Source organism: Streptomyces sp. NPDC096040 (genome assembly GCF_040303265.1).
In the GTDB taxonomy this organism is placed as follows: Bacteria; Actinomycetota; Actinomycetes; order Streptomycetales; family Streptomycetaceae; genus Streptomyces.
Map to the genome: position 1 here is coordinate 83,831 of NZ_JBEOTA010000015.1, position 23,735 is coordinate 107,565.

27 protein-coding genes are annotated in these 23,735 nt (G+C 68.9%); 13 read left to right on the forward strand and 14 right to left on the reverse strand.

Annotated elements, in window-relative coordinates:
* Positions 1-24: 24 nt before the first annotated feature.
* Positions 25-1,533: a tyrosine-type recombinase/integrase gene (locus ABTY98_RS21720; RefSeq protein WP_352222563.1), complete on the reverse strand. Its 1,509-nt coding sequence runs from the start codon at positions 1,531-1,533 to the stop codon at positions 25-27.
* Positions 1,530-2,045, reverse strand: coding sequence for a helix-turn-helix domain-containing protein (locus ABTY98_RS21725; RefSeq protein ID WP_352222564.1), 516 nt, complete (start codon positions 2,043-2,045; stop codon positions 1,530-1,532). Before ABTY98_RS21725 ends, ABTY98_RS21720 begins: the two co-directional genes overlap by 4 nt.
* A gap of 109 nt (positions 2,046-2,154) precedes the next feature.
* Here ABTY98_RS21725 and ABTY98_RS21730 point away from each other — a divergent pair, with 109 nt between their 5' ends.
* The 12 genes from ABTY98_RS21730 to ABTY98_RS21790 all read left to right on the forward strand — a co-directional run bounded on the left by ABTY98_RS21730 (position 2,155) and on the right by ABTY98_RS21790 (position 14,120).
* Positions 2,155-2,391: a hypothetical protein gene (locus ABTY98_RS21730; protein WP_352222565.1), complete on the forward strand. Its 237-nt coding sequence runs from the start codon at positions 2,155-2,157 to the stop codon at positions 2,389-2,391.
* A gap of 5 nt (positions 2,392-2,396) precedes the next feature.
* Positions 2,397-2,741 (forward strand): helix-turn-helix domain-containing protein, encoded by a 345-nt coding sequence (locus ABTY98_RS21735; protein WP_352222566.1) that lies wholly within the window; start codon positions 2,397-2,399, stop codon positions 2,739-2,741.
* A 133-nt stretch (positions 2,742-2,874) separates the two neighbouring features.
* Complete coding sequence (locus ABTY98_RS21740) at positions 2,875-3,306, forward strand: hypothetical protein (protein ID WP_352222567.1); 432 nt, start codon at positions 2,875-2,877, stop codon at positions 3,304-3,306.
* Positions 3,303-3,704, forward strand: a complete 402-nt coding sequence (locus ABTY98_RS21745; RefSeq protein ID WP_352222568.1) for a hypothetical protein — start codon at positions 3,303-3,305, stop codon at positions 3,702-3,704. The genes ABTY98_RS21740 and ABTY98_RS21745 overlap by 4 nt, the downstream gene beginning before the upstream one ends.
* Positions 3,705-3,771: 67 nt before the next feature.
* Entirely contained in the window at positions 3,772-6,465 is a 2,694-nt protein-coding gene (locus tag ABTY98_RS21750) for a hypothetical protein (RefSeq protein ID WP_352222569.1), read from the forward strand.
* Positions 6,466-6,711: 246 nt separating this feature from the next.
* Positions 6,712-7,164 carry a hypothetical protein gene (locus ABTY98_RS21755; protein WP_352222570.1) on the forward strand — a complete coding sequence of 151 codons (453 nt, stop codon included), beginning with the start codon at positions 6,712-6,714 and terminating at the stop codon, positions 7,162-7,164.
* 812 nt (positions 7,165-7,976) lie between these two features.
* Positions 7,977-8,231 carry a hypothetical protein gene (locus ABTY98_RS21765; RefSeq protein WP_352222572.1) on the forward strand — a complete coding sequence of 85 codons (255 nt, stop codon included), beginning with the start codon at positions 7,977-7,979 and terminating at the stop codon, positions 8,229-8,231.
* A 32-nt stretch (positions 8,232-8,263) separates the two neighbouring features.
* Positions 8,264-8,407, forward strand: a complete 144-nt coding sequence (locus ABTY98_RS21770; RefSeq protein WP_352222573.1) for a hypothetical protein — start codon at positions 8,264-8,266, stop codon at positions 8,405-8,407.
* Between the two features lie 132 nt (positions 8,408-8,539).
* Positions 8,540-9,256: a hypothetical protein gene (locus ABTY98_RS21775; protein WP_352222574.1), complete on the forward strand. Its 717-nt coding sequence runs from the start codon at positions 8,540-8,542 to the stop codon at positions 9,254-9,256.
* 143 nt (positions 9,257-9,399) lie between these two features.
* Entirely contained in the window at positions 9,400-9,621 is a 222-nt protein-coding gene (locus tag ABTY98_RS21780; protein ID WP_352222575.1) for a helix-turn-helix domain-containing protein, read from the forward strand.
* A gap of 134 nt (positions 9,622-9,755) precedes the next feature.
* On the forward strand, positions 9,756-10,085 hold the full coding sequence (locus ABTY98_RS21785) for a hypothetical protein (RefSeq protein ID WP_352222576.1): 330 nt from the start codon (positions 9,756-9,758) through the stop codon (positions 10,083-10,085).
* An 18-nt stretch (positions 10,086-10,103) separates the two neighbouring features.
* The gene (locus ABTY98_RS21790) at positions 10,104-14,120 is read left to right on the forward strand and encodes a phage tail tape measure protein (protein ID WP_352222577.1); all 4,017 of its coding nucleotides are present in this window, start codon (positions 10,104-10,106) and stop codon (positions 14,118-14,120) included.
* A 72-nt stretch (positions 14,121-14,192) separates the two neighbouring features.
* Here the strand turns inward: ABTY98_RS21790 and ABTY98_RS21795 are convergent, their stop codons facing one another.
* From ABTY98_RS21795 to ABTY98_RS21835, 9 genes are all read right to left on the reverse strand, one after another.
* Complete coding sequence (locus ABTY98_RS21795) at positions 14,193-14,402, reverse strand: hypothetical protein (protein ID WP_352222578.1); 210 nt, start codon at positions 14,400-14,402, stop codon at positions 14,193-14,195.
* A 140-nt stretch (positions 14,403-14,542) separates the two neighbouring features.
* The gene (locus ABTY98_RS21800) at positions 14,543-15,670 is read right to left on the reverse strand and encodes a methyltransferase domain-containing protein (RefSeq protein WP_352222579.1); all 1,128 of its coding nucleotides are present in this window, start codon (positions 15,668-15,670) and stop codon (positions 14,543-14,545) included.
* An 8-nt stretch (positions 15,671-15,678) separates the two neighbouring features.
* Positions 15,679-16,608, reverse strand: a complete 930-nt coding sequence (locus ABTY98_RS21805; protein WP_352222580.1) for a radical SAM/SPASM domain-containing protein — start codon at positions 16,606-16,608, stop codon at positions 15,679-15,681.
* A gap of 101 nt (positions 16,609-16,709) precedes the next feature.
* The gene (locus tag ABTY98_RS21810) at positions 16,710-17,078 is read right to left on the reverse strand and encodes a DUF6415 family natural product biosynthesis protein (RefSeq protein ID WP_352222581.1); all 369 of its coding nucleotides are present in this window, start codon (positions 17,076-17,078) and stop codon (positions 16,710-16,712) included.
* Positions 17,075-17,539, reverse strand: coding sequence for a hypothetical protein (locus ABTY98_RS21815; RefSeq protein WP_352222582.1), 465 nt, complete (start codon positions 17,537-17,539; stop codon positions 17,075-17,077). The genes ABTY98_RS21810 and ABTY98_RS21815 overlap by 4 nt, the downstream gene beginning before the upstream one ends.
* An 87-nt stretch (positions 17,540-17,626) precedes the next feature.
* Complete coding sequence (locus ABTY98_RS21820; RefSeq protein ID WP_352222583.1) at positions 17,627-18,466, reverse strand: helix-turn-helix domain-containing protein; 840 nt, start codon at positions 18,464-18,466, stop codon at positions 17,627-17,629.
* A 10-nt stretch (positions 18,467-18,476) separates the two neighbouring features.
* A complete protein-coding gene (locus ABTY98_RS21825; RefSeq protein WP_352222584.1) occupies positions 18,477-19,208 on the reverse strand; it encodes a DUF6879 family protein in 732 nt (243 codons plus the stop codon).
* 107 nt (positions 19,209-19,315) lie between these two features.
* The gene (locus tag ABTY98_RS21830) at positions 19,316-19,567 is read right to left on the reverse strand and encodes a hypothetical protein (protein WP_352222585.1); all 252 of its coding nucleotides are present in this window, start codon (positions 19,565-19,567) and stop codon (positions 19,316-19,318) included.
* A 108-nt stretch (positions 19,568-19,675) separates the two neighbouring features.
* A complete protein-coding gene (locus tag ABTY98_RS21835; RefSeq protein WP_352222586.1) occupies positions 19,676-20,221 on the reverse strand; it encodes a hypothetical protein in 546 nt (181 codons plus the stop codon).
* Between the two features lie 183 nt (positions 20,222-20,404).
* Here ABTY98_RS21835 and ABTY98_RS21840 point away from each other — a divergent pair, with 183 nt between their 5' ends.
* Positions 20,405-20,620: a hypothetical protein gene (locus ABTY98_RS21840; protein ID WP_352222588.1), complete on the forward strand. Its 216-nt coding sequence runs from the start codon at positions 20,405-20,407 to the stop codon at positions 20,618-20,620.
* A 407-nt stretch (positions 20,621-21,027) separates the two neighbouring features.
* Here the strand turns inward: ABTY98_RS21840 and ABTY98_RS21845 are convergent, their stop codons facing one another.
* The 3 genes from ABTY98_RS21845 to ABTY98_RS21855 all read right to left on the reverse strand — a co-directional run bounded on the left by ABTY98_RS21845 (position 21,028) and on the right by ABTY98_RS21855 (position 23,651).
* The gene (locus tag ABTY98_RS21845) at positions 21,028-23,172 is read right to left on the reverse strand and encodes a cell division protein FtsK (RefSeq protein ID WP_352222589.1); all 2,145 of its coding nucleotides are present in this window, start codon (positions 23,170-23,172) and stop codon (positions 21,028-21,030) included.
* Positions 23,173-23,266: 94 nt separating this feature from the next.
* On the reverse strand, positions 23,267-23,431 hold the full coding sequence (locus ABTY98_RS21850; protein WP_352222590.1) for a hypothetical protein: 165 nt from the start codon (positions 23,429-23,431) through the stop codon (positions 23,267-23,269).
* On the reverse strand, positions 23,424-23,651 hold the full coding sequence (locus ABTY98_RS21855; RefSeq protein WP_352222591.1) for a hypothetical protein: 228 nt from the start codon (positions 23,649-23,651) through the stop codon (positions 23,424-23,426). The genes ABTY98_RS21850 and ABTY98_RS21855 overlap by 8 nt, the downstream gene beginning before the upstream one ends.
* Positions 23,652-23,735 lie beyond the last annotated feature (84 nt).

A 23,735-nucleotide genomic window follows, 5' to 3' on the forward strand; every position in this document is an offset into this window, starting at 1 on the left:
CCTGAGTTGCTTTCAGAGCCACTTTTAGCCCCCTGATGGCACGGTGTTGGCACCAACCGCCGAAAGGCGATTCTGGCGAGGAATGAAGGCCGAGATCTTCCGCGTGGCGTCCTCTGCCAGCTCCTCGGCAACGACCGCGTACACGTCCTTCGTGAACGACACGGACGCGTGGCCGAGCACCTCGGAAACGAACTTGTCGTCGACCCCTGCGGCGATCAACATCGTGGCCGCACCGTGACGCAGATCATGGAAGCGGATGGGTGGGAGCGTGATCCGCAGGGCCACCTCGACGGCCGCCTCAGTCGTCCGGAACTTCCGGGCGATCCGCTCGACTGGCCAACCCTCTTTGACCTTCCCGCGGATGTTGCCGTACCGCTCGATCAGGATCCGGAAACGGCTCGACAGGTACTCCGCCTTCAGCGCGGTGCCGTCCTCGTAACAGAAGACGCGCCCCGCATCCTGGTAGGCCTCGCCCCACGCCAGTCGCTCCTCAAGCTTCCGCTTGTGCCAGGCCTTGAGGACGCGCACCGTCTCGTCGTCGAGGGGGATCTGCCGGTATCCGGCCTCGGTCTTGGTGTCGTCCAACTCGTCGTCCGACTGCGCCTGCAGGACATGCAGCCGGCGGCGCGCGAGGCTGAGGTCTTGCTCTGCCGCGCCGACCAGCTCGCCGCGGCGCGGCCCGTAGTACGCGTCCAGATGGAACGCCGGGTACAGCCGCTCGCCGGATGCCTCGGCGAAGTCGAGAAACGCGCCGCACTGGTCGGACGACCAGACCATGACCTTCGCCGGGATGACCCCGGTCTTCTCCCACTGCTCGACGCGCTCGGCCGTCCACAGAAGGGGCTTCGCGCGGCCCTGCTTTCGCTTCCCGCCCTTCGACCGCCAGACCCCATCAGCGGGGTTGTCCGTCCGGATCTTCGAGAGCTTCGAGGCGTCCGTGAGCGCGCCGTGCAGCACCGCATGAACCCGGCGGATGCGCGACTCGGAGATAGGGCGGCTGTGCAGCCGCTTGCCGTGCCTGGTCGCCCGCACCTCCTGCAGCCGACGCACGACCTCTGTGCGCTCCTCGCGCTCTTCCGGCCGGTTGATCTTCCGCATGGCCGCGTACAGCTCGCGGATGTGCTCGTCGTTCAGGTCGACGACCTTGATATGCCCGAGGCCCGGGGCCAGGTACAGATCGATGGCCTCGCGCTCGGCGTCGAGCGTGCTCTTCTTCAGGCCCTCGCCCGTCTCGGCCTCCGACTTGCGCCACGCGTACCGGCGTTCGAGGTACTGGCCGAGCGTGGTCTTCCGCTCGTCGTGCGCCTTCGGGTTGGCGGCCGTGCCGAGAACATTGCCCAGCTCGGCCTTGCACTCCCGCTCCGTGTCGAACGGGCCGATGCGCGGCTGCCGGCGCTTCCCGTCCGCGGACTTCGGCGCCTCGTAGCGGCTGTACCAGCCGCCGTGCCCCTTCTTGCTGAGGTCCGGGCACTTCTTCCCGAGGAGCCGCTTCGTCTCCGGGTCCCGGCACGAACAGGCCTTGTACGGCTTCATGAATCCCCCCTGCCTTCTTGCTGCTGACGGTCGTACTCCAGCGCAGCGCGATTCCATTCCTGCTGACGCTCAGGCGTGAACCAATCGCGGGAGACGGCTTGCGCGCGCTCCTTCGGCATGGCCTGGATCGCCACGGCGAAGTCCATCGGGGTCTCGGGCGGGACCAGAAACGCCGTGCCGCTGATCCAGCCACGGGCGGTGGCTGCCGTTGTGGCAATGGCGCTTGTGACCTCGTACGGAGCGTCGTCGGCGAGATCTGCCGGAACCATCAGGTCCACGGGATGGATGCTCAGGGCGCATGCGAGGGCAAGCAGCTCCTCCACCGTCACCTCACGCCGACGCTTCCCGTCCTTGTCGGGCCGGCCGGTCTCGATGTTGGTCAGGGCTGCGGTGGTGAGCTGCGGCGCGCCGATGCTGGCGCACTTCTCGGCGAGCTGTTGTCGATTCAGGTCTAGCTGGCGTCGTCGTTTGCGGACCTGGGTCGCGATGACCTCGCTCGGAGTGGAGTGCATATCGACAAGTTAGCCCATGCGTGTTGCACAGTCCATGGGGCGTCGTTATGGTGTGTCTAGTGCGCACGGTGCACGATCGTGCGTGTCATATCGACATGGAGAGAGGGTCATGGACGACAGCCGCCCTGCGATGACCCATGAAGAACTGCTGTCGATCGCCACCACGACAGTCAGCCTGCAGACCGCCAACCGGGCGCTCGGCATCCGGCGCAGCCTCGGCTACAAACTCGCTCGCGAGGATCGCTACCCCTGCCGTGTGATCAAGGCTGGGGCGGCGTACCGAGTCCCGACGACCGACCTACGCCGCACCCTCGGCGTGCCCGAGTTGCTGGGGCAGTCAGCGTGAGCGCCGTGTGGACGCGCGAGGCGATCGAGGCGCTCGGTCCCACCATGGATGTCCCCACGGTGGCTTCGATCTTCGGCGTCAACAAGGACACCGTGTACGCGCAGATCCGCCGAGGTGAGTGGACCGCGACCCGAGTGCTCACCCTCGGCCGGAAGTTGAAAATCCCGACGCGGGACCTGGTCTCCCTGCTCTACGCACCCGAACCCGCAGCCACTCCCTCGCGCGACGAGGCCGAGCATCACTGTGCATCAGGGCCGTATATCCCCAGCTCAGAAGCCATGACATCGCATACCCAATGCGGTTGCAGGGTTGGGGAATCGGCCGTGATCCGTCCCCTCCGGGGCGCATGAAACGACCCCTCTCGCGCCGGCACTAGAGATGCCGACGAGGGAGGGGCCCAGCAAGGACCCACTCACAGCGAAGCCCCGGGCTCATCGCTCGCCAGCGACCCAGGGCTACGCGGAACAGAACGGATCCATCACCATGAACCAGCTTACGGCCAGCTCGGCAGCCAACGCCATCAGCACGGACCCGCAGCCGGAAGCGCGCACAGAGGCCGCCGGGCTGTACCTCGCGACCGTCGGATACGCCGAGGCGCTCCGCATGCCCGACCCGGCCGCCACCCTCGACCGGATGCCCGAGGCGGTCGACGAGATCGCGGAGGAACTCGCCAAGGGCGTGAACGCCGAGGGCGGCGCCGAGTTCACCGAGGCCCTGCGCGCCGCCACCGTCCTCCCGCTCAAGGCGTACGCGGCGATCGAGCACGCCCGCGCGGAGACGGCAGACGCCGAGGTCGGCTACCTCTTCGATCTACTGGCCGACAACCTGAAGGCCGGTGCTGACCCGAGGATGATCCGCCGGGACGCGCTCGCCGCGCCCGCGCGCATCCGCGAACTCGCCGAAGCGGCCCGATGACCACCCGGCACGGCAACCGCGGTCCCCGCCTGGCGCTCGTGGCCGGGCGGAGCCCCGCGGTGCACTTCCGGTATCGGCTCCGCCTCAAGGTCGACGCGCACGGGTGGATCGCCGCGCGGTCGGCGGACGACCGCCACGGGTTCATCGACACCTACGCGCCTGGATCCGTCGTCGAGATCGACCTCGGCATGGGCAGCTTGCTGACGGACTACGACGCCGTACTGATCGCTGAGGCCGTGAGCCGCTGCTCGGAGGTGTACCTGATCAGCTCGGCAGCCTGCGGGGAGCCGCCACACGTCGAAGGCGGCTGCGCCCACAACCCCGACGGTGTCCTGGTTCTGATGCGCCAGGCCATCGAGGACGCGGCGGCAGCCGACAGAGGCACCCCCGCGTGCTGAACCACCCTTCCCACCGCTGCTCCCGCCGCCGCGCGGGAGCAACGGCACACCCCCCGGAGCGCGACGAGTGAACGACGAGCAGCAGCCACTCACCGCAGACCCCCAGGTCGTGCGGGAATGGCTGACGCACCTGTACGGCGGATGCCCCGGGTACATCAGCATCTGCTCGGACAAGGACGGATGGGCAGGCCAACGCTTCGCGACTGACGAGGCCGGCGTCGAGGCGGCGGTCCAGTACGTCTCAACGCTGGACCGCCGGAAGGCGAAGGGCGTGTATGCCCAGAGCACGACGCTCCTCGAACGCCCCGCGGAGGGACGCGGTGGCGAAGACCTGGCGTACGGCTTGACCCACCTGTGGGCCGACGGCGACTTCGGCACGATCGGGCACAAGCCCAGCCCTGACGACCTCCCCGCTCCGCCGGACGCGGACGCGGTGGCGAAAGTCGTCGCCGAGTCGGGGTTGCCGACGCCCTCGGGCTGGGTGAACACCGGAGGCGGCTACAACCCGGTGTGGCTGCTCGCCGAGAACTACCTGATCCAAGACGCCGAGGACCGTGCCCGGGTGAAGGAAGTCACCACAGGCGTTCAGGCGATCCTCGCAGCTGAGGCGTACCGGCATGGCTGGTCGTGGGACGTCGAGGTCGGCAACCTCGACCGGCTCATGAAGATCCCCGCCACCGTCAACCGGAAGGCAGGACTGGAACGGCTGGCGACGATCGGGCCTGGGACGGGCGAGGTGTTCGAGCTGGCCGACCTCGCCGCGGCCGTGGCCGACCTCGCGCCCACTGCACGGGAGTTGCTGGACCAGGCGGCCCGTGAGAAGCAGGAGCGCAAGGCGCAGCGCAAGGGCGTGGCAGTACCGCCCCCGCACAAGGAGCGCCGCGCCGGGCAGCACAGTGGCGACGGCCCCCTCGATGTCCTCGCCAACATGCTGACGTTCCGCGACATCCTCGAGCCCGAGGGCTGGACCTACGCCGGACAGACCGGTGGTCGGCAGAAGTGGCTACGCCCCACCGCCGGAGGAGAAGCCCCGAGCAGCGCGTACAGCCTGCTCTGCGATGACCACGTGGCCGTGAACTGGTCCGAGCGCTCAGACCTCCCCGTCGGGGCCCTCCCCCGAGGGCAGAAGCTCACGGTCGGCACCCTGTACGCCCACCTCCACTACGCCGGGAACACCTCGGAGGCCGCGCGCGACATCATGCGCGCAGCCGCCGGCAGGCCCGCTCAGGGCGCGGCCGCACGGCTCGCCCCGGCCGTCCTCGCCGAGGTGAAGCGACGGTGCCTCAAGGACAGCGAGCGCGGCCGCGACGACGCCGACAGCTTTCGTGCGCTGCTCGCCAACGATCCGTGGGACGGGCCGCAGGAAGAGTCCTCGCCGGACGCCCCCGACCGCGACGTGGCCGCCGGCGCAGCGCCTACAGACCGGTTGCCCGGCACCTTCTGGAACGCCACGCCGTCCCTGAGCCAGATCCAGCAGATGGCTCGCGCCCGACGCGCCTCTCCCGACGCCGTCGTTCACGCCGTCCTCGCCCGCGTTGCAGCCATGGCACACCCCTCCGTCCGGGTCGACGGCGGCATCCAGCAGCCGACAACTCTCGGCTGGTACTGCGGCCTATTCGGCCCACCGGGCAGCGGCAAGGGCAACGCCGAGAACACCGCCGAGGAACTCACGCCCTTCCCGAGCATCGACCTCGCGTACATCGACATCTCCACCGGGCAAGGCGCCATCAGCGCCTATCTGGACCTCAAGACCGACCCCGATGACCCCGGCGGAAAGAAGAAGATCCCCGTGCAGACCCGGCACCGCGGCTACGCCCTCGCCACCGAAGGCAGCGTCCTCGAGGCCATGGCCCAAATGTCCGCCGCCGCCACCCTGAACGGCGTCCTGTGCAAGGCGTGGATGAGTGAACGGCAGGGCACCAGCAACGCCGAGGTCGAGCGGCGCCGCGCTCTGCCCAAGGGCTCATACACGCTGTCGATGTCGCTCGGCGTGCAGGAGGAACCCGCAGCGAAGTTGCTGGAGATGGGCTCCATCGGTCTCCCCCAGCGCCTCGCATGGGCTCACGCGGCGCTCGGCCCAGACACCCCGAAGCAGCGGCCGACGACCACGGGACCCGTCACCGTCACCACCAGGACCGGCGAGGACACTCCCGTCACTACCTGGGTGTCTACGCTGCGCAACCTCACCATCCCGGTGCCCGAACACGTCACGCAGGAACTCGACGAACTCTCGTTGGCGATCTCCTTCGGCCGGGGTGCCGAGGCGCCGCTCGACACGCACGAACCGTTGTGGCGGTTGAAGTGCGCCGGGCTACTGGCCCTCCTGCACGGGCGCACCGCCGTCGCGGTCGACGACTGGGACATGGCCCGCGTGATGTGGCAGACCTCGAGGAAAGTCCGAGATCGCGTCCAGGAAGCAGCACGACGGCGCACGCAGGCCGAGCTGGACGCGCGCCGCGCGGAGGCCGTCCTGACGGCAGCCGAGTCTCAAGCCGCGGTGTACGAGGTCGTGAACGGCGTCCACCCGTCCGTCGTGAACGTCGCCAAGCGGGCCCATCGCTACCTCACCCGGCAGGGCGGCGAAATCCCCATGCGTGACGTCAACAGGGCGTGCCTGGCGACGACGGACCGGGCGAAGTACCGGGCGTCCGGGGCTACGGAATCGCTGTGGACGGCGGCTCTCCGGTACGGGTGCGAGCAGGGCTGGCTTGTGCAGCTGGACGGTGGCTTGCTGGCCGCTGGCTCGGCTGCTCCGGAGTAGCTGTGGTCACGGGAAGTGCTGTCGGAACGTCGGAAGTGTCGGAACGGATTTTCCGACAGCGTCTCACGCCAAGAACGGACATTCATAGACAAAAACTTCTAGATGAGACTCGCGGAACGCGCGAACCCCCAGGTCGCCGAGCGAACCCCTGTCGGAAGTCCCCTTTCCGACAGCCACGTTTCCGACACCACAGAGAGTCACGCAAGTCGCACCGCAACTACTGACCCACCCCGAACGGAGCGCGCTATGCCCATCGCCACGAACGAACTCATCGACCGCGACACGGCCGTACAGCAGATAGCCGCCCACATCGCCGACCGCGACGCCTACGTCATCACCACCCCACCCGACGCCCTCCCGCGGCTCAGCCGCAGCCTCGAGAACCTTTCGTCGTGGGGCGCCTACCTCGACAGCGGAACCCCCGTGGTCCTCCGTACCGGCCGGGCCGGCGCGCTCCTCGTCGTCGACATGCTCATGGAGACCGCCGGAGTCCTCGTCGTCCCCAAGACGGTCCCGGCCGCCGAGCTGGGCAAGGTCGTCGGCCAGGACATCCCAGCGGACGGCTCACAGGACCTCGTCGTCCTGATGCCCCGTGAAGGGCCGATCTTCTGGCCGCTGCTGTTCGTCGACGCCCTGGAGATTGTCGATCCGGCTGTTGCCGCGACGCTGCGCGCCAACCACATCCCGAACCTCAACTGACCCGCGCGCTGCTGCCCCAGACTTCCGGCCGTCGACCGGCGGACGGCCGCCCCAACGCTTGAGAGGTGTCGGTATGACTGATGTGCAGGTGAGCCCGGTTGGCCCCCGTCGTATGGCGAAGTCTGTTTCATCTTCTTCGGTGGCTTGGCGGCCGCGTCGTGGTGGTCCGTATCCGCACCTGCGTCTCGACGTCTCGGTGAAGGCGGCTGAGGGCTTCGCGGTCTTTGAGCTGGTGTTGGGGCGGGGCTTCACGTTTCGTCAGGCCGGTGCCGAGCTGGGGATGAGTCCTACGACTGCGTGGCGTCGCTACTGGTGGCTCATGGATTGGTTGTTGCCGGGGCGGTGGGGGGTGAAGGGGCGGCTGCGGTTGCCGCCGATGCGGGGGACGCGGGCGTGTCCTCGTGGTCGGCCGTGGATTGAGGAACTGGATGGGCCTGGTGGCCCGCTTCATCGAGGAGGAACGGAATGACTCGCATTGATCCTGCGAAGCGTGTGGATGCGATTTTGCCGCTTGTGGCTGGTCAGTCGCAGCGTGCGGTTGCTGAGAGTGTGGGTGTGCATCCGAGCACGGTCCGCGGATGGCTGAAGGATCCGCTGTTCACGAAGGAGTTGGCGCGGGTGCAGGAGGTTGCGGCGCGGAGGCCTCTCGATGCTGAGGCGGTCCTGGCGGTGATGGACGAGGTTGCGGTCCGGTTGGGTGCGCGTTCGGCTGGTGGTCCGGTGGTGGTGTCGATTCCGGCGGGCGCGTCGGCGGGGCGACGGCGTCGGCTGTTGGCGCGGGGGATCGCTCGGGCGGTTGAGGGGGGTCTGCGGTGAACGGGTACGAGCTGGCGGCGGTGGTCGTCGTATGCGTGACGGTGCTGGTGGTCGTGCTGCTGTGGGCGATGGTGCGTCTCGGGCAGCAGTCGGCGAAGGCCGGTGGGGCGGCGGCTGGCGGTGAAGGGCTTTCGGCGGGCGAGGAGTTCGCGGCGGTGCAGGCTCACAACCGGGCGGATCGGGCGCCCTTGGGGGTGCAGATCGCCGAGGCGGCCAGCCGGGCGGCTCGGGAGAAGCGGGGCGAGTGGTGAGGGCCGCGCGGAAGGCCTTGGGGGCGGTGTCGGTGTCGCGGTCGGACGTGATGGACGCGGTCGGGCTGGGGATGCTCGCGGCGGCGGCGTTCGCGTGGTGTGTGACGGCGGGTTTGGTGGTCGCTGGGGTGGCGGTGCTGGCGTTGAACTGGCGCCTTGAGCAGGGGCGGGAGTGAGCGGCCCGGGCTGGTGTGGGTCGACGAGGCCGCGACGCGGGCGGGGGCCGCCGGCGGCTCGGGGCCTGTGCGTATTCCCGGGGGTGTGAAGTAGCGCGGGCGGCAGTGTGCCGGTGGCTATCGGAAATCAGGATGATGGAGGACGTAGTGATCACGATCAGTGAAGAGCAGGTTGCCGCGGCTGAGGCTGAGGTGTCGGAGGCCGAACGCGGGCGGGCGACGGCTGAGGAGGCGTTGATGGCGGCGCCGAACAGCACAGTCAAGGCTGCGGAGTTGGCGGGCGCGCTGAAGCGGATGGCTCAGTGCCGAGCGAACGTACGGGAGTTGCGGGAGGCGTTCGAGGCTCAGGTGGCGGCGGAGCGGTCGGCGGCGACGCGGGAGGAGTTGGAGAAGGCTGCGGCGAAGGAGATCGCTGCGGCGGGGAAGGAGGTGAAGGCGGCACGCGGAAAGCTGGAGGACGCGGCCACGGCGGCGCAGCGGGCGCTTGTGGAGCTGATGCGGCAGACGGAGGCGTATGACGAGGTCGTGGTCCGTCACGCCGGCATCCTGTCCTCGCTCGGGCTGGACGCTTCGGGTGCGTCGGGTGGCGCTGACACGTTCGTCGGCGGGGTCGTGAAGGTGAAGGGGGACGTCCATCACACGGCCGGTTCCGGGTCGGTTCTGGCGCACGTCGTGTTCCAGGTGGCGGAGGCCCGGCTGCCCCAGCCGAACTACATGGCGGGGGTGTTGCAGTACAACATGGGCCGGATCGTGCCGGAGGAACGCGAGGACGGCCTGTTGTCGGGGTTGGAGTCCCCGGAGGTCCGGAAGTTCCCGGAGTTGCCCTCTCTGAGGGTGGCGACGTACTGACTGGTCTGTCAGTTGTGGGTGCCCGATCTTCCTGTGGGGAGGTCGGGCACTGCCGTGTTTGTGGAGTCTCTACAAAGCAATGAGTTGTCGCATCCGTGAATGAGCGGTTTCACCTCTACTCTTGTTGTAGGAGGTGGACAACAATGGACAGTCTTGGACGCACGGAGTTGCCCCCGAGGATGCGGGCGGCGGTGCTGCTGGCGATGGGCCGGCCCACGGAGGAGATCGGGCCCGAGGTCGGCGTGAGCGGCCGTACGGTGCGCAGGTGGCGGGCTCGGCCGGAGATGCGGGCGGATGTACGGCGGGTGCGGCTGAGGCTGCTGGACGGTGCTGTGGCGTTCCTGGAGACGGGCAGCGGCCGGTGAGCCGCCGAAGGGCTCGCGTGAGTCGCCCCGGGCGGCGGGCGGTAGCAGATCGTCTCGTTCGTGGTCTGCATGACGGGATCAAGGTGTTGGTGGTCTCTGACTACACGCCGGGGGACTCGCCGTGGGTGGATGGCGTGGCCGAGCAGCTGGCTGCTGGCGACCTGCGGCAGTGCGCGCACCTGTCTCGGGGGCGCTGCGGTGCAGGCTACGTGCGAGGCACTGAGGGCTATGGCCGCTGCCTGGACTGCCATATGGAGCGCGTGGTCGCCGAGACGGTGCAGGGGATGCTCGACGGGGACATCGGTGCGGAGTGCGGGCGCTGCAACGGGGCGGTGGATCCGGCGTTGCTGCGACCGGTCGCGGTCGAGCTCGGGTCGTGGGTTCTGGTGGCGGGGCTGTGTCCTGTGTGTGCGGCGGTGCTGCTGCATGAGGGGCAGTCGTCGGCGGCTGGCGGGGTGAGGTGAATCGTGTCTCCGAATGTTGTGGAGATCCTGGTCACGGCTAAGAACCTGACCGGACCGGCGATGGCCGGTGTCAACGCCGAGGTCAACAAGGCCGGGGCGGGCATGCGGGCCTTCCACAAGACCGCGCTGATCGCCGGGGGCGCCCTGACTGCGATCGGTGTCGAGTCGGTCAAGATGGCCAGCAAGTTCGACTCCAGCATGACGTTGCTGCACACGCAGGCGGGTGTGGCGCAGGACAAGATGGCCGGCCTGAAGAAGGGCGTCCTCGATCTCGCCGGGAAGGTCGGCCAGGACCCGGATTCGCTCGCCGAGTCCCTGTACCACGTGGAGTCCAACTTCGAGTCGATGGGCATCAGTAGCCAGAAGGCGCTGAAGCTGACCGAGACCGCCGCGAAGGGCGCCACGGTCGGCCACGCGAACCTGGTCGACGTCACCAACGCTCTCACCGCCGCTGTCGCCGCCAACATTCCGGGTGTAGAGAACTTCGACAAGGCGATGGGTGTCCTCAACGCCACCGTCGGCACCGGTGACATGAAAATGCAGGACCTCGCGTCCGCATTCGGGTCCGGCATGGTCGCCACGGTGGCCGGCTTCGGTCTCGGCATCAAGGATGTAGGCGCCGCCCTCGCAACGTTCGGCGACGCCAATATCCGCGGCGCGAATGCGGGCACGCAGCTCCGCATGTCGGTGATGGCTCTGGCTAAGCCGGTCTCCACCGCCAAGGAAGCCCTCGACAAGCTGGGCCTGAAGCAAGACACCCTCGCGAAGGACATGCAGAAGGGCGGCCTCAAGCTCGCGATGGAGGACCTGGTCGGCCGCATGCACAAGGCAGGAATCAGCGCCGACCAGCAGGGCCAGATCATCACGGACGCGTTTGGTCGGAAGGCGGGAGCGGGCCTGAACGTGCTGGTCAGGGCGTTCGACAAGTTCGAGTCGAAATACCCGGCGCTGACTGCTGGTGCCAACAAGTTCGGGGACGCGTGGGCGGCTACGCAGAAGACGTTCGCGTTCCAGACGAAGGCGCTTCAGGCGTCGTTCGACGCGTTGATGATCACGGTCGGGAACAAGCTCATCCCGCCTGTCCAGTCATTCGTCAACCTGATGCTCCAGCACAAGACGGCCACCATCGGCGCGGCCGCCGCCCTGGGCGGTCTGCTAGCGGCCACGGTCGCCGTGTCCGCGGCGATGAAGGTCGCCGCCGCGGCGACGATGCTCTGGTCGGCCGGCGGGAAGGCCGTGGCCGCGATGCAAGGCATCTTCGACGGGGTGGCGCTCAAGGCCATGTATATGCGTGAGGCGTTCGCCGCGGCCGGCGGCGGCGTCGCCGGACTGAAAGCCGCATTCATGGAGCTGGGCGCGGTGGCGAAGGCGTCGGTCGTGATCGCCGTCCTCGCTGGGGTGGCGCTGGGGTTGACGAAACTGTCGGAGATGGGGAAGAAGGCGCCCCCGGACGTCGACCGGATGACGACGTCGCTGATGAAGCTCGGCGACACGGGCAAGGTCAGCGGTGAGGCGGTACGGGCGTACGGCGCGGACCTGAGCGGCCTCGCTGACAGCCTGCGCACACTCGCCCGCCCGTCCAACCTGGACAAGACCCAGCAGTTCCTCACGTCCCTGATCGGCATGGACTCCACGCCGGTAGCGAAGGCGAAGAAGGACCTGGACGCCGTCGACCAGGCGTTGGTGAACATGGTCAACGGCGGGAAGGCAGACCTGGCCAAGGCTGCGTTCAACGACACTGCCGCGGCGATGCAGAAGCAGGGCATGACGGCGACAGAACTGAAGGGCAAGCTCGGCGGGTACACGGCCGCGCTGGCGAGCCAGGCGACAGAGCAGAAGCTCACGGCCGAGAGCATGGGCTTGTTCGGGCAGAAGGCCGTGGAGACGCAGGCCGCCCTCGACGCGGAGAGCCAGGCAGCGAAGGGCCTTGAGCAGTCGATCATGGCTTTGAACGCGGTGCACCGCGCGGCGTTCGATGCGGAGACCGGGTTCCATCAGGCGATGTCGGATGCATCGAAGGCGGTCAAGGAGAACGGCAAGACCCTCAGCCTCAACTCGGACGCTGGTCGGAAGAACCGCGACGTCCTCTCCCAGCTGGCGGCGAAGACCGAGGACTACGTCGACAAGATGAACAAGCAGCACGTCGCGTGGGACAAGGTCGACAAGGTCTACAAGCAGGGCCGTCAGTCTCTGATCGACACTGCGGAGGCGATGGGCGACACGAAGAAGCAGGCGACCGCACTCGCGGATGAGCTACTGAAGGCCCCTGCGGCTAAGAAGTTCCAGTTCAGCGTGGATAAGAAGACGGCCGAGCAGGACCTCAATGCGTTCAACGCGGCGGTCAAGAAGACGCCGGGCGCGAAGTCGGTGACGCTGACGACGCTGTCGAAGACCGCGGAGACGGTACTGGAAGCGTTCGGATTCAAGGTCCAGCACCTCAAGGGCGGCAGCGTCAAAATCACGGCGACTACCGGCGCCGCACTGTCCGCGATCAACAACGTGCAGAACGCCGTCGACAATATGCACGGCAAAACGGTGGGCATCGGCGTCTACACGACCGAGTACTACAAGAAAGTCCAGTCCGGCGACAGCTCGGTTGGTGTGCAGCTACCCAAGGGCGGCCACGCGCACGGCGGCCTGCTGCGCCGTGCGGGTGGCGGCCCGGTGCAGCACTTCGATGAGGGCGGCTACGTCCAGGGGCCCGGCAGCGGTACCTCGGACAGCATCTATGCCACTTTCGCCTCCGGCGCGGAGTCGATGGTGTCGAATACCGAGTACGTGATGAAGGCCGCGGCCGTGCGGAAGTACGGCGTGAAGATGATGGACGCCCTGAACGAGGGGCGCCTGCCGGTCGCGCGCTTGGCGAAGGGCGGCATGCCGCAGGCGATGAAGGACGCCCGGGGACAGCTCGGGAGCAGCTTCGGGATCAGCTCGTTCGGCAGGATGGCCGGCTACCAGAGGACGCCGTTCGAGAAGAACTTGGGCGCGCCAGGGGATGTCTCTTCGCTGGTGTCGGCACTGAACGGGGTGGCATCACAGATCCGGGCGGCGTTCACCGGCCGGACGGAGTCGTCGCTGCTGCACCGGTTGAGCTCGGTGGGGAAGTCGCTGATCAGCTACGAGAAGCAGCTGAACTCGGTGACCAAGAGCTTGGCGTCGGCGAAGGACAAGCTCAGCAGCCTCAAGGACGCCTCCAGCCAGCTCGCCTCGTCGGTGAAGTCCGGGATCCTGTCCTCGGCAAACATCACCTCCGGCGCCAGTGACAGCACGCCGACGGTGGCGTCCATCATGGGCGGCCTCACGGCAAGCCGGGACAAGGACACCGCGTTCGCCAGCGCGCTGGAGCAGCTCAAGGCCAAGGGCTTGTCTTCCAGTCTGATTCAGCAGATCGGCGAGGCGGGCGTCTCCGGTGGCGGTCTGGAGACCGCGGGCGCGCTGTTGGGCGCGTCGTCGTCGGAGATCAAGTCGCTGAACAGCTTGCAGGGGCAGATCAACTCGGCGGCCGGCAGCGCGGGGAAGACGACGGCCGACAGTGTGTACGCGGCGGCGATCAAGTCGCAGACGGCGAGCGTGAACCGGCTGACGAAGCAGCAGGAGAAGCTCGAAAAGACCATGGCCAATCTGGCGAAGACCATGGAGAAACTGATCTCCAAGGCGCTGAAGGGTAAGGCCACGGGCGGCATCGTCGGGGCGGCCGCCTCGGGTGGGCTGCGGTCGGATCTGACTTGGGTGGGCGAGCACGGCCCGGAGCTGCTGGACCTGCCGGTCGGCTCCCGGGTGCTGTCGAACCCGGACAGTCGGCGAATGGTGGACGCGCCGTGGGCGTCGATGCTCACCGGGTCACATGGCAGGCGCTCATACGGCCCCGGGGCAGCGCCTGGTCGTGAGCAGGTGATCAGGGTGGAGGTGGAGATCGTGCCGCCACGCGGTGGCGACTCCGCCATCCAAGAGGCATTCCTGAAGATCATGCGGCAATCCATCCGCGTCCGCGGCGGCAACGTCCAGCTGGTCCTGGCAGGCCGCAAAACACCGTAAGGAGCGAGGGCGCGTCCAGTGCCCAATGGGCCCCGGCTGGTATCTGCGTACCGGCCGGGGCCCTCGCGGCGTTCAGGGCGCAGACGCCATCTCGTCGAGGACGGTGAGCACGTCATCGAGACGGCCGCGGAGCCGCTCGACGAGCAGGATCAGGTGCGCCTCGTCCAGTTCGGGCAGATCGGTTTCGCGGATGCGCAGGAGTTCCGCGCGGGCGAAGTCGACGCGGGTCCGCTGCAACGGCGTCAGCGGCCCCTCGACGCCCTCGGAGTGGCTGTCGGGCACGAGTTCCTCCGGGAGGTCGGGAACGAGGCGCACAGGCCCGTTCAGGCATGGGGCAGCCCCGGCCGGACGCGCTCGGCCGGGGCCAGGAACCCGCCCGCTCCTTGGAAATGAGGTGCGGAGACGGGCGGGCGATCGGGGGGCTACAGAGTGGCCTTCCATGACCCGCGCGTGAGGGTGGTCGTGCCGTCCGGATCAATGGACACTCGGGCCCCGTAAACCGGGAGACCGCCCTCACGGTTGAGCCGGTGCCGGACCTTCTCCAGGACGTCCCACAGCCGACGCGGGCCGCCCTGATGCACCGTCGGCGAGTCGAGGAACCCGGCCGTGGTAGCGCGCGCCCAGGAGCCGTCACCGTGGAGCATCCACACAGTCCGCTCGTCTCCTTGCTGGGTGACGCGGTGGTCGATGCCCGGCGCCAGGAGTTCGAGCATCGACATCACCTCCCACGAGTCCGGCACGTACAGCAGCGGATATCGGCTGGTGCTCACCTGGTCGCCGTCGGCCGCCTGCGCCTTCTCCCACACCTCCACCGTGGTGTGTTCGTAGTCGTCACCGTGGCGGGTGCGCATGAAGCCGGCCGCGTCCGGAGCGATCCGGCCCGTGGCGCCGCCGTCGCGCGTCTTGTCCGCGACGAGGACCAGCCCGGTCCCCGCGATCGTGGTGACGAGCCGGCCGCCGGGACGGAGCGCACCCAGCCATGACGCCGGGATCGGTCGTACGGACACCGTGGACACGATCCGGTCGAACGAGCCGGGCAGCGGCCCCGTGATATCCGTGCTGGCCATCCGCGGGTTCAGGCCGATCGAGGTGAGCCGCTCGCTGGCGACGTCGACCAGGTGCGGGTCAACGTCCACGCTGGTCACCGCCGAGTCGCCGAGCCGCTGGCACAGCAGCGCCGTGCCATAGCCGGTACCGGTCGTCACTAGGACCCGTGATTCATCAGTGATCATCGCGTGCCGGTACATCGAGACGACCAGGCCGGGCAGCGTCGACGACGACGTGGGCTTCCCCTCTGCGGTGGTCCCCAGCTCGGCGCGGTCGGCATGGACCGGGCCAACCCGAGTCACCAGCGTCCGGTCCGCGTAGGCCGCCCGCATCCACGCCTCGGGATCGGCCGTGCCGTCGCGCAGCTCCCACGCTCCGTCGAGGTTCTCCCACCAGCGCGGGACGAACACATGCCGCGGGGTGCCGGCGAGGGGTTCATGCCAGCGCGAGTCGGGCCGGACCACGTCGGCCGCCAGGCGCCGCGCGTGAGTCTCCCAGTCCATCGGGTCTCCTAGTCGTCATACGACGGTTCGCAGGCGGGCGTCTCGGCCGGGGAGCAGTCCGATCCGTCCTGGTCCGGGTTGCAGGCGGTGAGCTGCTTTCCGGGGGACGGCATGCAGGAGTCCTCGTCCGGCGTGCACGCTGACCGGTGTCGGCGGGGGATGCTCGCGGCGACCTGCTCCCACCGGGAGCTGCTGAACACCGTGGCGAGGGAGGCCGCCTTGACGTCGCCGGCGGGCAGGAAGCGGCCCAGCACGCAGGGCGTGACCGTGCCGTCCGGCAGGATCGCCGCCTTGCCGTCCGCGCACCGCCCGCACAACTCCGACGTGGACGGGATCGGGATACCCGCCTTCGCGGCGTTGCCGACGGCGCGGACGTTGTCAATGTGCACCCGGTGCACCCCGAGTTCCCGCATCTCGGCGAGGGCTTCCTGCGAGCGCTGGCCGTCCCGCATATGGATGATGCCGACCTTCACCGGGATCCCTCGGCGGACGGCTTCCGCGATGTTGGCCCGGGTGGAGTCGTGGGAGCCGGTCCGGCCGGTGATCGCGTCGTGCTCGGCGGGGTCGTCGGAGTAGTACGAGGTTCCCAGGCTCACCAGGGGGCGGGAGAACAGCTCCCAGTGCTCGCGCCGTACCCGGTAGAGGTTGCTGAACACCTGCACCCGCAGGCCGACGCTGAGGGCGTGTTCGACGAGCTCGGCGAAGGCGGGGTGAAGGGTGGGTTCGCCGCCGATCAACTGCACGGTCTTTGTTCCGCCGGCGGCGGCCTGGTCGAGGACGCGCGTCCAGTCGTCGGCGGTCATGCTGCCATGGTCGCGCGTCGGGCCCGCTTCGGCGTAGCAGTGCGACGAGCAGGTGAGTTGGCAGCGGCCCGTGATCTCCAGCTCGATGAACTCGGGTGTTCCCACACGGGTCGGGTGTTCGGGGGCGATGGTCATTCCGTGTTTCCTCCTGGTAGTTGGGAGTCTTGCTTGGCTGCTCGACCTGTCCGGCGGGGAGCTGGGTGGGAGTTCGGGCCGTCTCAGAGAGGCGGGGTGGACTACCGGCCGCGCAGGTTCTCGAAGTGGTCACACAGGGCGTTCACGGATCGGGCGAGTTTCATCGCCACCGTCATCTGGCCGGGACTGTTGAAGCCGGGGCGCAGGCCGAGGCGCATACGGGCCTCCCCGACACCGGCCAGCGCGCACGCGCTCGGGATGTCGCCGGCCGGGAAGGCGCGGGTCATCGCCTCGATGGTGGGGATGAGTTCCTCGAGCTGCCCGCGCATGGTGGCCCGCAGCGTCACCAGGTCGCCGGTGGGGATGGGGCGGGCGTCCGGGGCGAGGAACCGGTGCGCGGTTCTGCGCATCGTCTCGATGTCCGGCGCAAGGCGGTCCTGCGCCTCGGTCATGGTCGCGTCTGCGGTCATCCCTGCACCCCCGTCCGGAACCTGTAGCCGCCCGGGCCGAGCGCGGCCGCGAGGACGGCGGGGTCGGTAAGAACGCCCGTCCCGTCCGGGTGGTTCAGCCACAAGTGGCCGAACAGCATCCGGCCGGAGGGCGGACAGTCCAGGCTCCAGCCGGGCGGCTTGACGGACACCGCCCGGACGTCGGCGAGCTCCTCGGCGGCGTCGAGGGGGACCAGCCACCATGCGCTATCGCCCTGGCTGTCGGCGAGGACGGGGCCGCGCTGCCCCTCGGGGATGCGGGTGAGGGCGGGCATCGAGTAAACGAGCCGGGCTTCGGCGATGAGCCAGTGGGCGCCGGACGTTATGGGGGCCAGGGTGTCTTTCTCCCAGGCTTCACGTACGAGTTCCGGGTGCGGGGCACAACTGGAAAGCCACGTATCGCCGGCCTCGTACCGCAGGGCAGTGCTGGTGGGTTGGGCCATGACCGGAAAGCTAGGGACGGGCGAGAATCAGCGCCCGGTCTGATTCGCGAATATTCGCCCGGAGGTTCGGCTGATTCGCGGTGATGCTCACGCGAGGTCGGAGACCTGGGCGCGCGCCCTCGCGATCAGGCGCCGGGCGTGCGTCCCGTACACCGCAGCGGCCGCGAGGGTGTCCCACACCCGCCGGTACACGGCCACGGTGTCCGTGTCGTCCAGCCACAGCTCGGCGTGCCAGTCCTCGACGATCGCGAGCCGGTCGTCGTACAGCCAGAACGCGTTGGCCGGCGGGATCCCCAGTTGCGCGCCAAGGGGCACGATGCCCAGCCGGACGGTGTCCAGGCCGATGACGGACATGAGCCGGTCCATCTGCGCGGCGAGGACCTCGCGGGGTGCCACAGCGGCATGCAGCGCGGCCTCCCACATGAGGATGTCGAACACCCGGTCCGGCTCCCACAGCAGCGCCTGGCGGCGTACACGGGCCCTGACGGCGTCCTCGACGTCCTTGGGGGACTGCTGGAGCTCGGCGAAGCGGGTGAAGACGTGCCGGGCGTAGTCCGGGGTCTGGAGCATCCCGACGACCATGGAGCCCTGCCACGCCCTGAGTTCGGTGGACCGCTCGTACTCGATGGTGAGGACGTCCTGTACGGGCCGGTGTCCGGCCCGCAGCTGGCGCCGCCAGGACCGTGTGTGCGTCTCCAGGCCCTGGAGCCGGGCGGTGAGTTCCCCGGCCGCCTCCGGGGCGCCTACAGCCTCGGCCCACGCGGTGACGTCGTCCGGGGTGGCGGTCTGCCGGCCGGTCTCCAGCTTCGAGACCTTGGCCTGCGGCCACTCCAGCAGGGCCGCCAGGTCCCGTTGCGTGCGCTGGCCGCGCAGCTCACGGAGCCGGCGGCCGAGCGCCTCGCGGGCTTGCTGGAAGTCCGTGCTCACCCTTGGGAAGTTACCCGCTGAACTGGTCGTACGGCACGGCGAAGTGCCACGCAGCCTCGCGGGCCTGCACGTACCGGAGCACCTCGACGGGGTTGGTGACCAGCTCCACCCCGGTCATGACGTCCTGCTCGTCGAAGTGGAGCAGGGCCACTGTGCGGGTGTCGAACAGCCAGAAGTCCTCCCGGGGCAGTCCGAGTTCCTCGGCGCGGCCGCGGGTGAGGACGCGGATGGTCTCGCCGACGGCGGTGTTGCGGCGGGCGTTGTCGAGTAGGTAGCGCTGTCCCTCGGTCGGGGGCTGGTCGAGGATCCGTACCCGCTCGAACCGCTTGCCGGCCGCGGTCTGCGCGCGCCGGTTGGTGCACCACGGGTCCTCGAGGTCCCACGTCACCGGCTGGCCGGCGGCGAACTGCCGGTAGGTGTCTGTGACCTCGTCCTCGGCGTACCGGCCACGGGTCTCCAGCCGCCAGGCTGAGTGCCGGAGCGTGGTGAACATGCCGCCGAACTCGGCGAAGCTGATCGGCTGGGGCACGTGGACAGGCTCCTTGGGACCGAAGTTCGCGAGCAGCTCGCGCGGCACGGTCACCGCGGCCTCGCCCTCGGCGAGGTCGAGCTGCTCCAGCTCGGCAGGATCAGTGATCGGGTCGCCCTGTACGACGTAGGTGTCCGTACCGGGCTCGGTGTACAGGGTGGGGCATCCGTCGTTGCCGGAGTTGGTGCCGACCTTCCACAGTCGCCTGGTCATGGCGTGTGTCCCTTCGGTGAGGTGAGACTGGCGGGCACCGTAGTTGCTCAGGTCGCCCTGGCAACAGGGCGCCGAGGCGAGCGCAGACGTCGGTGCCCTGGGTCCGTCTACTGCTCGCCGAGGACCTCCCCTCGGGCGGCCTCTGCCTTTCGGTTGAGGGCATTCGTCATCCGCACTGCGGCGATCGTGGACAGGACGCCGAGGACCACCAGCAGCACCTGAGTGATCACGCTGACGATGGAGATGTTCTTGGTGGCGTTGGCGATGATCAGCATGATGATTCCGCCGGAAACCCACGCGAACCAGATGCGGAACTTCTCGACCCGCACTGCCCTCTGTACGTCGCTGTAGTTGGCCACGGTGCCCCCTGGGTGAGTCGGTAGGGGGCCGAGCATTCCGCGTCGATCTGTCGTGTGCGAGCCGTGTGTCCGGGTTGTGACCCACGGGGGCGAACACGCGGCGACTTGCTACGGGGCGGGCGGGCCAGCCGTTACGTAGATCTCCCGGATCCGGGTGGCGACAGCCGTGATCGCTGCGTCCAGCTCCGTCACCGCGCGTTCGTGGGCAAGGATGGCGTCCGTCGGGTCGGCACCCGCCAGCATCGCCGTCCGGTTGATGGCCTTGCACGCTTCGGCAACCTGCTCCCGGAGTTGCGTGCCCAGGACCATGGATAGCTGGAGATGCACCTCAGTGTTCAGCACACGCAGCTGCTCGCCGAGGTCCGTCGGGATGCGGCCAGCGCCGTACACCCGCGGTTCGTCTCGGTCGGGGAGATCAGCGAAGTGCAGTTGAGTCGAGGCGCGCCCCAGCTGCTGAAGGGTGGCGGCAAGCTTGGTCAGGTTGTCCAGCTCGAACGCTTCACGGCGGTCAGTGATCGCCTTGGCGCGGTCGTCGCGGAGGGCCTTGACGGTGCGGGCTATCTGGCGGCGTTCGGTGACGTAGTCGCGGATGTAGGAAGACGCGCCGCCGAGGACGAAGGTGGCGACGGGGAATACGGTGTTGAAGGTGGACACGGCGCGCAGCCTACGTGCCCCGCGGAGGCGCCCGCCGGGGACCCTCTAACCGCATAGGGGATGCGATGTGAGGTCTTATGAGCTGCGAGTTTGAGCGGTGATGGCACTTGCTTGGCACGGCTCTCGTCGCCCGGCCGGATGGGTGCGGATGCGTACCGCGCCCTCCGAGGTGAGGCTGGCGACATGGCTTCTGTGATGCCCGTGATCGTGTACCCGCCCGATGAGGCCGGCGGTCGGCGGGTGCGTGTCGACGGGGAGATCCTCGGCCGGGCGTACGGGCTGCGGGACGTCGCCGAGTTCCTGCGTCGGGCCGGGATCGAGGACGTCGACGAGTCGTACGTCGAGGCGTCCGGGCTGATCGAGTGGCGCGGCGGCGGCCCGCGCACCTGGGACCACTGAGAGAGCAGGCCGCCGCAGCCTGAGCTCAGAAGCTGGCGAACCCGCCGGGCTTCCTACGTCCAGTGTCTGGGTCCAGCTCACGAGCAGCAGACCGGGCATCGTCCATCAGGTGCCGCTCGTTGGTAGCTCCAGACGGGTTGACCCCGGTGGCCTCCAGCGCGTCTGCGAGGTCTCGCAGCAGGCGCGCCAGCCGCTTCGGGTCTTCGGCGTACGGCATACGTTCCCCTCCCACCAAGTCGGGCATCAGATGTATCACGCAGGGAGGGAGGCACGGCAGGGGAGGCGCAAGCGCCGGTTTCCAGGGTTCTCCGCTGTCACGGAGTGTGCCTCCCTTGCCTCCCTGAATGGGCGTTTCCGCAGCTCATGTACAGGGAGGCGGGGCAGGGAGGCGGGTGGGGAGAACTCCCTCAGTCCTCGGCGCCTCCCTCCTCGAAATCGTCGTCCTCCCGGTCGGCGATGGCGTCCACGATCCGCTGCCGACTGACGTGCATCACACCGCCGCCGGTCTTGTACTCGCCGTGCCCGCACTCGTCGAGGACCCGGCGCAGGTCCCGGAACGACCAGTCGCCGTACTCCGTCGGGTTCAGGTCGGTGAGCCGGTGGATGACGTCCTGCGTCCGCAGACGGGGTGCTGCACCGAGCACGGTGAGGATGTCGGCGAGGTGGTCGACCGCCTCGAACGCGGGTGCCTCCGGGGCGGTGGTGCCGTCGTACAGGGCCATCGCCCGCTCGACGACCGGCGTGACCTCGTCGACGCCCGTGTCCGGGTCGCGGGCCACGTAGTGGGCTCGGACCACCTCGAACGGCTTGCTGCTGAACCCGACCGTCACGGCGGTACCGACGTCCTCACCGGGGATCAGCGTGGTCGCGGTGACGCCGGCCTTGTGACGGCCGGAGCCGAGGAGACCGTCGTTGGCGACGTGGTCACCGACCGCGAACGCCACCCGGTGGGAGGTGTTCCTCGTGACGTCGCGAGGGAGACTGTCCGCGGTCGGGGAGACGGTGACCCATACGAGGGTGATGGCGGTCTTCCTGGCCTTCTTCATGACTTTGATGGCCAGCTCGGCGGCTTCCTTGCCGTACTCCTTGTGCATGAAGAGTTCGTGGCACTCGTCGAACACGACGACCTTGGGCCGCATCCGCGGGTCCTTCAGGGCCAGCTCGCGGGTCACCTTCGTGGCTCCGTCGCCGAGTTCCTCCAGCAACTTGCCGCGGGTGGTGACCTCGTCGCGCAGTTCCCGCAGGGCGTCGAGGGCGGCCTTGATGTCCTCGTCGTCGTCGCCCTTGACGAGCGTGCGCAGGCGTGGCTTCAGCGGGTCGTAGTCGGTGTTGTACGCCATGACGTAGGCCTCGACGATGACGAGCGGGTCGAGGATCGCACCCAGCAGCAGGGCGATGACCAGCGATGACTTACCCGAACCCATGATGCCGCCGACCATGTAGTTGGCCGCCATGAGCTTGCCGATGATGGGCTCGCCGCGCTGCGACACGGCGACGGGCACGCCCTTGAAGTAATCGGTGACGCCCTCGTGCAGGAGCGGCCACGGAGGTACGGCACCAGAGAGGGAGCCCTGGTCGGCTACCCACAGGTCGAGGGTGCCGGGCTGCTTCGGGGGCTCGGTCGGCCACACCTCGACCGGCTTGCGCAGCAGGTTGTGCGCGAGGACGGACTTCTTCGCAGCGATCATCTCGACGGTGACGCCCATCGGAAGCTGCAGCTGGGTGTGCCACCCGTTCCCGGACCTGGTCGTCGGCTGCTCCCACCGCGGCTGCCAACCGTCCTTGAGCGCCTTGTTCAGCGGGGCGATCCCCAGGTTGCCCAGGGCCTTGATGATGGCGCCCTCGTCGGGGACGACGTCGCGGCCTTCACCACCCGAGGGGAGCGCCCACGTGGGGGCGGTCTGCCGGTGCCTGCCCACAGCCCATACGCCGGTGAGGGCGAGCCACGGCAGCGCGTACAGGACCGGTTGCCACACGACGCCGGCGATGAACGCGGCCCAGGCGACGAACTCGATGACCGCGTTGATCGGGGCGAGGACGTCGTGGGCGTCGTGGTTGGCGCAGGCCAGCAGGATCCCGAGGCCGAGCAGGATCCCGGCGCCGGTGGCGGTACCCATGAACAGGGCCTTCGGCGCGTTGATGGCCAGCTGGAGGAGTTCCATGCGCCGGCGGTGCCGGGACTGCCGGAAGATGTACGCCCGCTGCTCCCAGTCCCGGGCCACGTCTTCCTGACCTGCTGCTTCGGCGGCTCGCATGAACCGTTCGTGGCGGGCGGTGGTGCGGGAGTCCCAGGCACGCCGAGTGAGGACGCGGGCCCCGCCGAGCAGGTAGGAGCCGTGGCGGACGACGACGCGGTAGGAGTCGTGTTCGCGGGCCTCGACGACGACGCGGCGCAGGGAGTCGATGCGTACCCGGCGGCGGGGCGCACGCTCCGTCTCGGGAGCCGCTGGCTCGGGGACAGGTGTGGTGGGTGGCTGTTCGGGGGCGAACTTGAGCAGGGAGACCGCGGGTGCGGTGTGCCCGTTGACCCGCTCGGGTGCGGTGTCCGTCATGATGTGGCTCCGTGGTTCGTGGCGTGCTGCCTTGCGGATCCGGGACCCGGGGCGGCCGGCGGTTTCTCAGGCCTTGGCGGCCGCCCCGGGGGCGCTACTTCGTTTCGGCCTGGCGCTTGCGGGCGCGTTCCTTCACCCGCTCGATGTCGCGGTCTACGTCCGGCTGGACGGTGATACCGGCCATGGCGCGGCGGACCCCGCGGGCCTCGATCCGCGCGATGGCCAGCCGGTCGGCGAGCGTCAGCTTCGGCTCAGCCATGGGCCTGCTCCGGCGTCCGCACGTCCTCGGTGAGCAGGGCGGCGGCGAGGGCGGTGTGGGTGCTGGCGATGTCGTTCCAGAGGGAGCCGGCCGCGGCGAGGGCGGCGACGGCGTCCCCGGTGCAGTCGGTCTTCTTGGCGAGGTGTTCGACGGCGTCGGCGAGCTGCTCGGCCTTGGTGACGGCGGCGTCGGCGAGGGCGAGGTGCTGTGCTCGGGTCACGTGATCCTCCTGGTGGCGGGCCGGACGGTCCGGCTCCACCGCCCGACAGACCTCCTTGAAGGAGGTCTGTGGGACGGAAGTGCA

Coding starts and splice junctions, on each gene's coding strand:
- ABTY98_RS21720 (WP_352222563.1), bottom strand. CDS start 1,533: ATGAAGCCGTACAAGGCCTGTTCGTGCCGGGACCCGGAGACGAAGCGG.
- ABTY98_RS21755 (WP_352222570.1), top strand. CDS start 6,712: ATGCCCATCGCCACGAACGAACTCATCGACCGCGACACGGCCGTACAG.
- ABTY98_RS21775 (WP_352222574.1), top strand. CDS start 8,540: ATGATGGAGGACGTAGTGATCACGATCAGTGAAGAGCAGGTTGCCGCG.
- ABTY98_RS21850 (WP_352222590.1), bottom strand. CDS start 23,431: ATGGCTGAGCCGAAGCTGACGCTCGCCGACCGGCTGGCCATCGCGCGG.
- ABTY98_RS21800 (WP_352222579.1), bottom strand. CDS start 15,670: ATGGACTGGGAGACTCACGCGCGGCGCCTGGCGGCCGACGTGGTCCGG.
- ABTY98_RS21780 (WP_352222575.1), top strand. CDS start 9,400: ATGGACAGTCTTGGACGCACGGAGTTGCCCCCGAGGATGCGGGCGGCG.
- ABTY98_RS21730 (WP_352222565.1), top strand. CDS start 2,155: ATGGACGACAGCCGCCCTGCGATGACCCATGAAGAACTGCTGTCGATC.
- ABTY98_RS21845 (WP_352222589.1), bottom strand. CDS start 23,172: ATGACGGACACCGCACCCGAGCGGGTCAACGGGCACACCGCACCCGCG.
- ABTY98_RS21740 (WP_352222567.1), top strand. CDS start 2,875: ATGAACCAGCTTACGGCCAGCTCGGCAGCCAACGCCATCAGCACGGAC.
- ABTY98_RS21805 (WP_352222580.1), bottom strand. CDS start 16,608: ATGACCATCGCCCCCGAACACCCGACCCGTGTGGGAACACCCGAGTTC.
- ABTY98_RS21815 (WP_352222582.1), bottom strand. CDS start 17,539: ATGGCCCAACCCACCAGCACTGCCCTGCGGTACGAGGCCGGCGATACG.
- ABTY98_RS21810 (WP_352222581.1), bottom strand. CDS start 17,078: ATGACCGCAGACGCGACCATGACCGAGGCGCAGGACCGCCTTGCGCCG.
- ABTY98_RS21725 (WP_352222564.1), bottom strand. CDS start 2,045: ATGCACTCCACTCCGAGCGAGGTCATCGCGACCCAGGTCCGCAAACGA.
- ABTY98_RS21840 (WP_352222588.1), top strand. CDS start 20,405: ATGGCTTCTGTGATGCCCGTGATCGTGTACCCGCCCGATGAGGCCGGC.
- ABTY98_RS21825 (WP_352222584.1), bottom strand. CDS start 19,208: ATGACCAGGCGACTGTGGAAGGTCGGCACCAACTCCGGCAACGACGGA.
- ABTY98_RS21745 (WP_352222568.1), top strand. CDS start 3,303: ATGACCACCCGGCACGGCAACCGCGGTCCCCGCCTGGCGCTCGTGGCC.